Below are 12,909 nucleotides of genomic sequence, written 5' to 3'. Positions count from 1 at the left end.
GTAAGCAAGCCGAGCTGATGCCATCAGGCCCCCGCTCCAACCGGTTGGAGCGGGGGCCTGATGGCAATGGTCAGAAGGTACTGCCGAGGTGTCAGGAGGTCCAGACGGGGGCTGAAGGGCCGGCTTGGCGAGTGGTGGGCAGGAGGCCGGCCTTGTAGGTGTTCACGTAGCGGATGTTGGGGGAACCGGAGGCGAAGGTGCCGGCGCCGCCAGTGAACTCGGCGGCGAAGTAGCCGTCGCCGTAGGCGCGGACCTTCTTGCTGAAGCGGCCCCTGGAGTCGGTCTTGGCCCACCCGGCCAGGTACCAGGTCTTCTTGCCCTTGAAGCGGAAGAGGATCGCGACCTTCTGGCCCTTGTAGGGGCCGCGGCGCCTGGTGTTGTACCAGCGGGTGAGGGTGCCGCGGACGGTGACGTAACGGTTCTTGCGGACCTTGCCCGGCGACACGCTGATCTTGGAGATATCGGTACGCCAGCGCAAGGCCAGACGGACCGGGCTGAAGCCCTCCAGATGGTCACGGCTGGCCTTGGTGTGGATCCGCCAGTAGCCGGAGCTGTTCCACTGCGTGGTGGTGCGGAACGAAGAGCCGTCCGTCGGGCGGAACTTCTTGACCAGCTTCCAGGGGGCGCGGCCGTTCGACGAGTACTCCAGCAGCAGAGTGGAGATGTTCTGCGGGTAGGCGTCGAGATAGCCGGCCACGTGGAGCTTGCCGTACGGGCTGTAGCGGAACTCGTGGAACGAGATCTTGACGCGGGTCGGCACGGTGATGCGGACAGCGGGACTGGTGGCGCCGTAGCCCACGCTGGAGTCCGCGGCCCAGTGCGCCTCGAAGGTCATGGTCTCGCGGACCGCGGTGACCAGGCGGTACCGGCCGTTGGCGTCGGTGGTCGTCGTCGGCCGCTCGGGGGTGTTCGTCGAGACGTAGAACTCGATGTCCTTGCCGGGCAGCGGGATCCAGGTCGACGACGTCTGGTCGTACCCCTCGAGGAGGCCGGTCAGCGTGACCTGACCGTTCGGTTTGACCCAGGTGGTGTTGGAGGCGATCGAGATCCGCGCGGAGGTGATGTGCGGGTCGGCCGCCGCGTGTGCGGGCGGGGAGAGCAACGAGAGCATGACCGCGAGGGCGGTCAGCATTCCGAGAACGAGGCGGCGCAAGGGATCTCCCGGGAAGCCAGATATCGGAGGGTCCGGAGAGCCTATCGCGCATCTTGCCAGTTATGGCTGGCGTAGTGAGGGGCGCGAGATGCTTAATATCTTCGTAAGAAAACGTGGTCCCTCTGATCTTGGCGGGAGCGGCCCGGGGGCGCAGTCTGGGGGCATGACGCTCTCCTCCATCATCGCCGGGTCCCGCGTGGGGCCGACCGCAGATCGTTACGTGTCCACGTCGCCGGCCCGGCCGGACGATGTGGTCGCCGAGGTCGGACTCGGGGACGCCGGGGTGTTCGCCGACGCCTGCCGGGCCGCGCGACGTGCCCACGACGCCTGGCGCGATGTGCCTCCTCCGGTGCGGGGCCAGGTGATCGCGGGAGCCGGGCGGCTGGTCGAGGCCAACAAGGAGCGGCTCGCGAAGATCGTCTCGCGGGAGGTCGGGAAGCCGTACGGGGAAGCCCTGGGCGAGGTCCAGGAGATCGCCGACACGTGCGCGTTCTTCCTGGGGGAGGGGCGGCGCCTGTACGGGCAGACCGTGCCTTCGGAGATGCCCGACAAGCAGCTGTTCACGTTCCGGGATCCGGTGGGCGTGGTGGCCGTGATCACGGCGGGCAACTTCCCCGTCGCGGTGCCGTCCTGGTACATCGTCCCGGCGCTGTTGTGCGGCAACACGGTGGTGTGGAAGCCCGCGGAGTACGCGGCGGCGTGCGCGGAGGCCTTCTACGAGCTCTTCGCTCACGCGGGCGTGCCTGAGGGCGTGCTGAACGTGGTCTACGCGGACGGCGCGGAGACCTTCCGGGGGCTCGAGACCGCGCTGGGCGAAGGTCTCGTCGACAAGGTGGGGTTCACCGGGTCCACGGAGGTCGGGGTGCGGATCGGGGAGCTGTGCGGGCGGCACCTGCAGACACCCTGCCTGGAGCTCGGCGGCAAGAACCCGATGGTCGTCACCGAGGACGCCGAGCTGGAGCTGGCGGTGGAGGGGGCCCTGTTCGCCGGGTTCGGGACGGCGGGGCAGCGGTGCACGTCGCTGGGGACCGTGATCGTCCACGAGTCGGTGCACGAGGAGTTCGTGCGGGCGCTGGACGCGGCCACCCGGGCCGCGAAGGTCGGCGATCCCATGGAGGAGGGCATCCTCTTCGGCCCGCTGATCAATGAGCGGTTCGCGGACGGCTTCGAGAAGTCGCTGGGGTGGATCGATCCCGCGCGGCACCGGGTCCACGGGTCGGGCGCGGTGGGGCGGATCAGCGAGAGCCAGCCGCGCGAGGGCTTCGTGGGAGATCTCGGCGGGCTCTACTACCACCCGGTGATCGTGGACGGGGTGACGGCCGAGGACGAGCTGTTCCTGAACGAGACGTTCGGGCCCATCGTGGGGGTCACGACCTACCGGACGCTGGACGAGGCGATCGCGCTGGCGAACGCGCCGGGCTACGGGTTGTCGTCGGCGATCTACACGACGGATCCGAAGAAGGCCTTCACGTTCCGGCGGGGCATCCGGGCCGGGATGGTCAGCGTCAACAACTCGACCTCGGGCGCCGAGGCGCATCTGCCGTTCGGCGGCAACGGGCGTTCGGGCAACGGGAGCCGGCAGTCCGGGATCTGGGTGCTCGACCAGTTCACGCGCTGGCAGTCGATGAACTGGGACTACTCGGGCCGCCTCCAGAAGGCGCAGATGGACGTACTGGAGATCGACGCCGATCTCGGCTTCCGGCTTTAGGGGGCCCGGGTGGAGTTTCCGGCATCGGCCGACGTCGTGGTCGTCGGCGGGGGCGTGATGGGGACGAGCATCGCGTTCCATCTGGCGGAGGCCGGGGTGGACGTGGTGCTGATCGAGCGGGACGAGCTCGGCTCGGGCTCGACCTGCAAGGCGGCCGGGGGAGTGCGGGCGCAGTTCTCCGACGAGGTCAACATCCAGCTCGGGGCGCGCAGCCTGGAGGCGTTCGGGCGGTTCGGGCAGCGTCCGGGACAGGAGATCGACCTGCATCGGGTCGGTTACCTGTTCCTGCTGTCGACGGCCGAGGACGTCGCGGCGTTCGAGCAGAGCGTCGCGCTGCAGAACGAGCTGGGCGTGCCCAGCCGGATGATCTCGGTGGACGAGGCGAAACGGCTGTCGCCGCTGATCGAGACGGATGGTCTGCTGGCCGCCACGTTCTCCCCGGATGACGGGCACTGCACGCCTGAGTCGGTCGTGCTGGGGTACGCGACGGGTGCTCGGCGTCATGGCGCGCGGGTGCTGCCCCACTGCGAGCTGCTGGACGTCGAGATGGGCGACGGCATCAGGGCCGTGCGCACCTCTCGCGGGCGTATCGAGACGTCGGCGGTGGTGTGCGCCGCCGGAGCCTGGTCGGCGGCCATCGGCGACATGGTGGGAGTGAACCTCCCGGTCACCCCGCTGCGTAGGCAGATTGTGTTCACCGAGCCGATGCCGGATCTGCCGCGCCCGGTCCCGTTCACGATCGACTTCGCGACGACGTTCTACTTCCACGGCGAGGGCCAGGGGCTGATGCTCGGCATGTCCGATCCGGACGAGCGCCCCGGATTCCGGCTGGAGCGTGACGACGCCTGGCTGCCCCGGCTGGGCGAAGCGATGGCCACGCGGGCGCCGAGTCTGCTGGACGTGGGCATCGCGACGGGATGGGCGGGGCTGTACGAGGTGAGCCCGGATCACAACGCCCTCATCGGAGAGGCTCCCGGGGTGAACCGTTTCCTCTACGCGACCGGTTTCTCCGGCCACGGGTTTCTCCAGGGGCCGGCGGTCGGCGAGGTCATCCGCGATCTCTATCTCGGCCGTGAGCCGTTCGTGGACGTGGCCCCCTTTGACGCCCGCCGCCTGGAGGGCGATCTGCTGCGACCGGAGATCAACTGTGTGTGAACCTGCTCGGCCCTGAGGCGGGTCGGCTCGTGGACCGGGCTCCTCAGGCCGATTTGCGCTTCCGGCTGCCCGCTACGACGGGGCGGCCACGGGTCACATCCACCGCCGTGGACTAGCTGATCCTCGACGGTGCGGGACGCTGCGGGCCCCTGCGTTCGAAGGGCCGGACCCCGCTGGATGCCTACTTTCGCTGGTCCGAGGGCATTTCGCCCAGACCTGGATCAAGGAATCGCCAGGCCACGGTATGTTCAGCCCGGTGTGTAACGTCCTGGCCCCGCATGGCGCTGAGTTCCATGAGGATCGAAGCCGCTGCGGGGTCGGCACGATCGCGGGCCTACATGAACGGGTGGCTTCATGTCAGAGCAAGGCACGCGGCCCTATGGCCGTGATCCCCAGGGTGTCGTCTGGCCCGACACCCTGGTCGTCGCCCGCCCTGGGACCGCCGCCGGCGCGGCCGCCGTCCCGAGCGGTGTGCCGGGCGCCGTGCCGGGTGGTGTGCAGAGTGGCATGCCGGGCGCCGTCATGTCCGCGCAGGGACCTGCCGGGCCGGACGGGGCGCCCGGGCGGCAGGGCAGAGCAGGGCGGCGGAGGGCCAGGGACCGGCGGCAGCCTCCGTGGCGCTTCGTGGCGGCCGGCGCGGCGGGAGTGGTGACCTTCGGGGCCACGCTGGTGGGGCTGAACGCCGTCTTCGGGGACGAGGACGGGCCTCCGCGGACCCAAGCGCTGAAGGCCTGCGACGCCCCCGGATGTGAGGCGCCTGAGGTCCTGCCGACCACGGCCACTCCCTCGTCCGAGGAGAGCCCGCTCCCGCCCAAGACCGCCAAGCCGACAAAGCGACCCAGCTCCTCGCCGTCGCCGGCATCGCCGCCGACCGTGAAGCCGCAGACTACGGGCAAGCCCACGACCCCAGCCCCGCCCGCGGTTCCGACCCCACCCAAGCAGGAGCCGAGGACCGCCCCTCCGGGACCGCCGGTCACCGTCAGCTACACGGGCTCCGACAGCGGCTACTGGGAGTACCGAGGGACCTTCACGGTCACCAACAGGAGCGGCGCCACGCTCCAGGGCTGGCGCCTGGCGTTCAATCTTCCGTGGCACACCAGGTTGCGGGCTGTGTGGCCGTTCCCGTGGCATCGCGAAGGCTGGACCGTCGTGGTCAACGGCGGCACGCTGGCGAACGGCGCCAGCCACACCGTGACGTTCCTCGCGCGGGGCCGGACCGATCCGCCCACCGGCTGCACCATCAACTACAGCGCCTGCGAGCCGCGCTGACATGCCCTGGTTCACCCCTGAGGCGACCCTGAACCTCCCCTGAGAACGGTTCTCACCGCCGGATCGCGGGCCTAGCGTGACCAACGCCCCCCAAGATCCATTTCAGGAGGAACCGTTCATGCCCAAGGCCAGACAAGCCTGGCGCCGTGCCGTCATATGGAGCACAGGCGCCGCTGCAGTGATCACCACAGGAGTCGTCGTCAGCCCGGCCTCCGGCGCCGCTCCCGAGGTGAACGCGACGGCCGTGGCCGCAACCACCGGCGTGCAGTGGTCCTCGTGCAAGCCGCCTGACGACCCCAAGTGGGAAGCCTGGAAGGGCGCCGAGTGCGCGACCCTGCGGCTGCCCATCGACTGGGCCCGCCCGGACGGTCCGAAGTTCGACCTGGCGATAGCCCGCCGTCAGGCCGATGCCGCGACACGTACCGGGACCCTGGTGTTCGGCCCCGGCGGCCCGGGTGACTCCGGCGTCGAACGGGTCGGGACGGGCCTGGACCGGTTCAGCCCCGAGGTCCGCCGCCGGTTCGACATCGTCAGCTTCGACCCGCGCGGGGTGGGTCTCAGCAGCCCGGTGACCTGCACGCCCGCGCTGCTCGCCGAACGGCCGTCGCCGAAGATGACGAGCCAGGCCGACTTCGAGTCCACCATCGCCTACAACAAGCGCCTGCGCGACGACTGCCGGGCGAACACCAAGCCCGCGGGCATCTTCGACCACCTCGACTCGGGCCAGACCGTCCGCGACCTGGAGGCCATCCGCGTCGCGCTCGGTGAGAAGAAGCTGACCTTCCACGGCAGCTCGTACGGCGCGATGCTCGGCGCGCTGTATGCCGAGACCTATCCCCGCAATTTGCGGGCGATGGTGCTGGAGAGCGTGATGGACCACAGCGTTCCCACCACGCGGGCCTTCCTGAGGGATGCCGCAGGGTCCGGACAGGACCTGTTCGACGAGTTCGTGAAGTGGTGTGCGGGCAACGCGGAATGCGCGCTGCGAGACCGCGACGTCCGCGCGGTGTGGACGAAGCTGCGGGCCAAGGCCGACCGTGGCGAGCTGGCGACCCCGCCGAGGCTGGCAGGCAGGCTCGGTTCCCGCCTGACGTCGAGCGACCTGGTCAACATGGTCGCCTTCCGGGCCTTCTACGGGCCCGACTTCGCGTTGCTGGCGAAGGACATCGTTGACATGGAGACGCGCGAGGCGTCCGGCCCGCCCCCGAAGCTGTCGCCGCTTCCGCCTGCGCTGCCCGTGTTCTGTTCGGACTGGCGGTTGCCGGTGCGCAACTACCGGGAATACGCGTCGCTGGTACGGACGATGAACAAGACCGCGCCTGACATGCCGTACATGATGCACCTCCGCATGACGGCCTCATGCCTGGGCGCTCCCACCGCCAACCCGCAGCATCGGCTGAAGCCGGCCGCGCGCAAGGCCCCGACGGTGCTCCTGGTGAACGCGGCGCACGACCCGGCCACGCCGCACAAGTGGGCCGCGTCGGTCGCCCGGCAGTTCGGCCGCAAGGGCGTGCTGGTCACCTACGACGGCTGGGGGCATGGCAGCGCCACCGAGGGGCCCTGCATGGAGAACGCCGTCGACGGCTACCTGACCGACCTGAAGGTGCCCGCCCGAGGCACCCACTGCCCTGCTGCGTAAGGAGCCGTGTCCTGGCACACAGCCGCCCCGGTCCCGCCGCGTGTTCAGCGGCGGGACCGGGGTGCTCGCGCTTGATGCCGGCGGGGAGGGGTTTCGCCGGACGTCAGCGCCGGGGCGCACCCGGCGTGGGCGGCCGGGTGCATGTGGCCATCGCTGAACTCATCGCGGGCACTGAACTCATCGCGGGCACTGAGGTCATCGCGGGGCCCTCACGGGGTGGCGAGCGCCTCGGTCGGGGCGAGGCGTGCGGCGCGGATCGCCGGGTAGAGACCGGCGATCCCGCCGATCAGCAGGGTCGCGGCGACACCGCCGACCATGGCCCAGGGAGGTACCACGGTCGGCCAGCCCTGGCTCAGCGCGTAGACCGCCGTGACGACGATGCCGAGGGCCACCCCGCCCACTCCGCCCAGGGCGGCCAGCAGCTGCGATTCGGTGAGGAACTGCAGCCTGATCTGTCCCCGGGTGGCGCCCAGCGACCGCCGCAGGCCGATCTCCGCCCGGCGTTCCAGCACCGAGATGACCATGGTGTTGGCGACGCCGACACCGCCGACCAGCAGCGCGACCCCGCCCAGCCCCAGGAGCAGCCCGGTGAACGCCTGGTCGGTGGCCTGCTCGGCGGCCAGCACGTCCGACGGCCGGGCCACTTTGATCTCGTTCGGCGACTCGGGGTTGGCGGTCTGGGCCAGCTGGCCCCACACGGTCTCGATCGACTTCTTCTCCACCCGCGTGTAGATGTTGGTCGGGTGGCCATCGAAGCCGAGATGGGTCTCCGCCGCCTCCCAGCCGATGAGCGCCGCGCTGTCCAGTTCGGGCGCGAGCTGGTTCGGGCTCAGGATCCCCACGACCGTGAACCACTTGGCGCCGAGCCAGACCTGCTGATTGGGCGAGCCGACCCCGAGCCGTTCGGCCGCCGCGGAGCCCAGCACGACGGCCGGGTACCGGCTCGTGCCCTCGTTCAGCCAGTTGCCGGCGGCCAGCTTCAGCCCGATCGTGGACGGCAGGCCGAGACGGGCCGCCTGCACGCTGATGCCGCCGCTCTCGCCCTCGTCGATGCGATCGTTGCGGTAGACCTTGGCGTTGTCGACCTTGCCGGTCGCGGACGCGGACAACACGTCGGGGATCCGCCCGATCATGCCGTCCGACTCCTTGGGCAGCTTGGCGCTGTCGCCGAAGAAGTCGTTGCCCGGCCCCACCGTCAGCAGGTTGGTCCCGAGCCTGTCCAGCATGTCCTGGAGCTGGGCCCGGCTGGACGTCGAGATGCCGACCACGCCGATCATCGCGGCGATGCCGATCGCGATGCCGAGCGCGGAGAGGAACACCCGCATCGGCCGGGCGCGCAGGCCGGCGCCGCCGACCTTGAGCACGTCCCGGGGGGCGAGACGGGCCGGGACGTCGTCGCCCTCGTCCTTGGAGGAGCGTCCGGACCGCCTGCGGCTCATCGCGCCACCTCCGCCCAAGCGTCGTCCCGTTCGATCCGCCCGTCTCGCATCCGCACCTGCCGGGGCAGGAGGTCGGCGATGTCGCGGTCGTGGGTGATCAGGATGACCGTGGTGCCGCCCGCCGCCAGCTCCCGCAGCAGGTCGATCACGCCGGTTCCCGTCGCGGAGTCCAGCGCGCCCGTCGGCTCGTCGGCGAGCAGCATCGCCGGTTCGCCGACCACTGCCCGCGCGATCGCGACCCGCTGTTTCTCTCCGCCGGAGAGCTGGTGCGGCCGGTGCCCGAGGCGATGCCCGAGCCCGACGCGCTCCAGCGCCCTGCGCGCCCGCCGGCGCCGCTCCGCCGGCGGGACTCCTCCGTACAGCAGGCCGTCGGCGACGTTGTCGAGCGCGCTCACCCCGGCAGCCAGGTGGAACTGCTGGAACACGAACCCGATCCGCCGCGAGCGCAGCGCCGACAACTTCCTGTCGGTGAGCCGGGAGACGTCGCGGCCCTGGATCAGCACGGTGCCCGAACTGGGCCGGTCGAGTGTGCCGAGCAGATGGAGCATGGTCGACTTCCCCGAGCCTGACGGGCCCACGACGGCCACGAGCTCGCCGGACTCGATGGCCACCGAGACGTGGTCCAGCGCGGTGACGTCGCCCGGATAGGTCTTGGTGACCTCTTGCAGTTCCACGACCGGGGTCATTTCGGGATCCCCACCTTCATGCCCTCGGTGAGGCCAGGACCGGTGATCGCGACCCGGCCCTCGGCGAACGCCTGGGTCTCGACCTTCACCATGCGGACGGTCGAGCCCTGAACGACCTGGACGCCGTAGCCGCCACCGGGCTGCGCGACGAGCGCGCCGACCGGCACGACGAGCACGTCGTCGTGCTCGGCGGAGGTGAACGCGACGTCCACCGGGGCCTTGTCGTAGGAGCCGAGCGCCTTCTGCTTCGACACCGCGATGGTGATCTCGATGGTCGCCGGGTTCTCCCCGCTGCCCTCCTTGGCGACCTTGCCGATCTTGGAGACCGTGCCCTTGGTGGTCTCGTTCTCGGTCAGCTCGATCGTCACCCGCGCGCCCTTCTTGACGAGCCGCTGGTACTTCAGGTCGAGGTCCACGGTCACCACCCGGGTCGTGCCGGTGTAGGTGAACGCGGGGCCGCCCGCCCGGTCGCCGACGTTCGCCTTGCGCTCGGCCACCCGGATCGAGTTCCGCGCGACCATCGCCGAGCCGGGGGCGATCTTGCCCGTCTCCTTCAGCCCGAGGTCCTCCTGCCATTCCTTCACCGCGGTGGCGGTGGCCGAGCTGAACTCGTCGTCCACCGTGAAGCCGCTGTAGCCGAGGGCGCTCAGGTTGCCTTCGAGCTGCGTGACGTCGGGGCCTTCAGAACCGGTGCCCATCGTCCGGTAGATCGGCAGCTTCCCGTACAGCAGCGGTACCGGCTTGTTGTCGATCCGGTAGACGGTCCGGCCCCTGGTGATCAACGAGCCGGGCGAGGGCAGCCACGTCAGCGTCCCGCCGCCCGCGGTGGAGGCGGTGCTCGTGGAGCCGTACGAGAGGGTCCCGCCCACCGACTCGGTCTCGGTGAGGGTGGTGCGTTCGATCTCGGCGGTCGCGGGCGGAAGCCCGCTGTGCGCCACAGGGGTTCCGCCGCCTCCGCCCAGCCCGACCGTCGCGAGGCCGGCGCCGGCGATCACGACGACGCAGGCGGCGCTCAGGAAGGCCGTCCGCTTGCCGTTCAAGGTCAGTTCCCCTTCTGACCGGGACGCTCCGGCTGCAGGTGACCACAGGCCTTCTCGGCGGCCTGGAACTTCGGGCTCTCCGGGTTCTCGCCGATCGACTCCTCCTTGGGAACGCCGGCGCCGCCCTTGCTCTCGACCTTGTGCTCGATCCTGCCGTCGTCGCCCGGATCGGGCATGTTGATGCCGCGCTGGCGCATGCACTTTGCGAAGGCCCGCAACTTGGTGACCTCCTCCGGGCTGAGCGTGGGAGGCTTCCCGCCGTTCGGCATGAGGTGCTTGCACTTGGCCTCGGCGGCCTTCATCTTCCCGGGGTCGTCGTCGCCCTTCTTGCCCTCCACCCTGGTGACCATGCCGCCGCCCGAGCCCTGCTGCGGGTCCGCCATGTTGATGCCGTTGTCACGCATGCATTTGGCGAAGTTCCGCATTGCCGACAGTTCGTCGGTCTGCTTGGCGGTGGGAGAGGTGCTCGCGCCCTTGCCGTCTCCTCCGCAGGCCGCCAGGCCGAGTGCGAGCACCGGCAACAGGGCCGGTATCGCGAACAGTTGTCGCCGCATCGATTCGTCTCCTTGTCGACTTTCATGGACGGCTGGACGAACCGAAGTTCAGCGGGTTGCCGTTAAACCCCCCGTAACCACTTCGCGTTATGCCCGCGTTACGCCGATTGCCGCAGGCTGTGCTGCGGACACCGGTGGCATGAGGGACGGGGACCGTGCGCGTACTGATCGCCGAGGACGAGCGCATGCTCGCGGATTCGATAGCCGAGGGCCTGCGGGCCGAGGCACTGGCCGTGGACGTGGTGTACGACGGGGACGCCGCGCTCGAGTACCTCGGCGTCAACGACTACGACGTGCTGGTGCTCGACCGGGACCTGCCCGTCGTCCACGGCGACGACGTGTGCCAGGCGGTGGTGGAGTCCGGCGCGCACGTCCGGGTGATCATGCTGACCGCGTCGGTCACGGTGCCCGCCCGTGTCGAGGGCCTCCGGCTGGGCGCCGACGACTACCTGACCAAGCCGTTCGCGTTCGAGGAACTGGTCGCCCGCGTCCACGCCCTCGGCCGCCGCGCCCGCCCGGCGGCGCCGCCCACGCTGGAGCGGGCGGGCATCAAGCTGGACCCGGCCCGTCGCGAGGTCTACCGGGAGGGCCGGTACGTGCAGCTCGCGCGCAAGGAGTTCGGGCTGCTCGCCGAGCTGATGCGCGCGGACGGCGAGGTCGTCTCGGCCGAACAGCTCCTTGAGAAGGTCTGGGACGCGCACACCGACCCGTTCACCAACACCGTCCGGGTGACGCTGATGAAGCTGCGCCGCAAGCTCGGTGACCCGCCCGTCATCGAGACCGTTCCGGGAGTGGGGTACCGAATTCCATGACGACGCTCACCGCGGCACTCCGGCCCACGATCAGGGTCCGGCTGGCACTGGTGTACGGCGGCCTGTTCCTGGTCGGCGGCATCGTCCTGCTCGCCCTGACCTACTTCCTGGTCAAGAGCAGCCTCCCCGGAGGGTCCGAGAAGTTCGTCTCCAGCAGCTCCCCCCGGCCGGAGGGCTCGGGGATTCCCCCATCCGAAGGCATGTTCGTCAGGGAATTCAAGGAGGCGCCACCGGGAACCGTGTACCGGCCCGACCAGGTCGGCGAGCTCCTGGTGGAGGCCGAGGGCCAGACCCAGCGGGAGACGTTGAACGCCCTGCTCACCTACGGCTCGATCGCCCTCGGTCTGGTCGGTGCGGTCGCGCTGGGGCTCGGCTGGATCTTCGCGGACCGGGCGCTGCGCCCGCTGCACTCGATCACCGAGACCGCGCGGCGCGTGACGCGGAGCCAGCATCTGGGCGAACGCATCGCCTACACGGGCCCGCGCGACGACGTTAAAGAACTGGCCGACACCTTCGACGCGATGCTGGAACGGCTGGCGCGGGCGTTCGACGGCCAGCGCAGGTTCGTCGCCAACGCCTCGCACGAGCTGCGCACCCCGCTGGCGATCAACCGGACGCTGGTGGACGTGGCGGTGCGCCGTCCGGACGCGACCGACGACGTCAAACGGCTGGGCGAGTCGCTGCTGGTCGTCAACACCAGGCACGAACGGCTCATCGACGGCCTCCTCACGCTCGCGGGCACGGAGAACGCCGTGGTCGACAGGTCGCCGCTCGACCTGGCCGTGGTGGCCGGGCACGTCCTGGACCAGGCCTCCGCCGAGGCAGCCGAACGCGGTGTGACCACCCACCGCCGCCTCGACCCCGCGCCCACCGCCGGTGATCCCGTCCTGGTCGAACGGCTCGTCCAGAACCTGGTGGAGAACGCCGTCCGGCACAACACCGAGGGCGGCGAGTTGTGGATCAGGACCGCGCGCCACAACGGCTGGGTCGAGCTGACCGTGGCCAACACCGGCCCCGTGGTCCCGCCGTACGAGACAGAAACGATCTTCGAGCCGTTCCGCCGGCTGGGCAACGACCGGGTGCGCTCCGACCGCGGCACCGGCCTCGGCCTGTCCATCGTCCGCGCCACCGCCACCGCCCACGGCGGCACCGTGACCGCCTCGCCCCGCCCTGAGGGCGGCCTCGTGCTGCATGTTCAGCTTCCGTCGTCCCCGATGCCGCCGCCGACGCCGCCCGCCCAACGGCCGCCGGCCGCCGTCCCCTCGTCAGTCACCCAGCCGTCCCTCCGTGTGGAGACGTCTGTCCACACGGAGCCGTCCGTCCTGCCGGGGGCCACTTCGCCGCCGGCGGACCGGTGGTCGTCGTCCGAGGTCATCGGCGAGTCCCGAGACCGTTGAACCCTGGCCGTGGTGGCGTCCGTACTGCGGACTGAAAAAGACCATCGGGGCCGATCG

At 70.3% G+C, this 12,909-nt stretch carries 11 protein-coding genes; 6 read left to right on the top strand and 5 right to left on the bottom strand.

Translation table 11 applies throughout. The features are described 5' to 3' along the window. Positions 1-91: 91 nt before the first annotated feature. Positions 92-1,153: a hypothetical protein gene (locus tag F8566_RS16050; RefSeq protein ID WP_151561049.1), complete on the bottom strand. Its 1,062-nt coding sequence runs from the start codon at positions 1,151-1,153 to the stop codon at positions 92-94. Positions 1,154-1,316: 163 nt separating this feature from the next. Here F8566_RS16050 and F8566_RS16045 point away from each other — a divergent pair, with 163 nt between their 5' ends. From F8566_RS16045 to F8566_RS16030, 4 genes are all read left to right on the top strand, one after another. Further along, on the top strand, positions 1,317-2,861 hold the full coding sequence (locus tag F8566_RS16045) for an aldehyde dehydrogenase family protein (protein ID WP_151561048.1): 1,545 nt from the start codon (positions 1,317-1,319) through the stop codon (positions 2,859-2,861). A gap of 9 nt (positions 2,862-2,870) precedes the next feature. Continuing rightward, complete coding sequence (locus tag F8566_RS16040) at positions 2,871-4,016, top strand: NAD(P)/FAD-dependent oxidoreductase (protein WP_151561047.1); 1,146 nt, start codon at positions 2,871-2,873, stop codon at positions 4,014-4,016. 354 nt (positions 4,017-4,370) lie between these two features. Continuing rightward, complete coding sequence (locus F8566_RS16035) at positions 4,371-5,285, top strand: cellulose binding domain-containing protein (protein WP_151561046.1); 915 nt, start codon at positions 4,371-4,373, stop codon at positions 5,283-5,285. 118 nt (positions 5,286-5,403) lie between these two features. Beyond that, positions 5,404-6,924, top strand: coding sequence for an alpha/beta hydrolase (locus F8566_RS16030; RefSeq protein ID WP_151561045.1), 1,521 nt, complete (start codon positions 5,404-5,406; stop codon positions 6,922-6,924). 209 nt (positions 6,925-7,133) lie between these two features. Here the strand turns inward: F8566_RS16030 and F8566_RS16025 are convergent, their stop codons facing one another. From F8566_RS16025 to F8566_RS16010, 4 genes are read right to left on the bottom strand one after another with little or no spacing between them, the layout of a single operon-like run. After that, positions 7,134-8,363 (bottom strand): ABC transporter permease, encoded by a 1,230-nt coding sequence (locus F8566_RS16025; RefSeq protein WP_151561044.1) that lies wholly within the window; start codon positions 8,361-8,363, stop codon positions 7,134-7,136. After that, entirely contained in the window at positions 8,360-9,049 is a 690-nt protein-coding gene (locus F8566_RS16020; protein ID WP_151561043.1) for an ABC transporter ATP-binding protein, read from the bottom strand. Before F8566_RS16020 ends, F8566_RS16025 begins: the two co-directional genes overlap by 4 nt. After that, positions 9,046-10,089, bottom strand: coding sequence for a peptidoglycan-binding protein (locus F8566_RS16015; protein ID WP_225993228.1), 1,044 nt, complete (start codon positions 10,087-10,089; stop codon positions 9,046-9,048). The genes F8566_RS16020 and F8566_RS16015 overlap by 4 nt, the downstream gene beginning before the upstream one ends. A 2-nt stretch (positions 10,090-10,091) precedes the next feature. Beyond that, positions 10,092-10,643, bottom strand: coding sequence for a hypothetical protein (locus F8566_RS16010; RefSeq protein WP_151561042.1), 552 nt, complete (start codon positions 10,641-10,643; stop codon positions 10,092-10,094). 155 nt (positions 10,644-10,798) lie between these two features. On the opposite strand from F8566_RS16010, the gene F8566_RS16005 reads away from it, so the two are divergent. Next, entirely contained in the window at positions 10,799-11,455 is a 657-nt protein-coding gene (locus F8566_RS16005; RefSeq protein WP_151561041.1) for a response regulator transcription factor, read from the top strand. Further along, a complete protein-coding gene (locus F8566_RS16000) occupies positions 11,452-12,852 on the top strand; it encodes a sensor histidine kinase (protein ID WP_151561040.1) in 1,401 nt (466 codons plus the stop codon). Before F8566_RS16005 ends, F8566_RS16000 begins: the two co-directional genes overlap by 4 nt. Positions 12,853-12,909 lie beyond the last annotated feature (57 nt).

The organism is Actinomadura rudentiformis, from assembly GCF_008923185.1.
Lineage (GTDB): Bacteria > Actinomycetota > Actinomycetes > Streptosporangiales > Streptosporangiaceae > Spirillospora > Spirillospora rudentiformis.
This window is presented reverse-complemented; position numbering and strand designations above follow the sequence as displayed.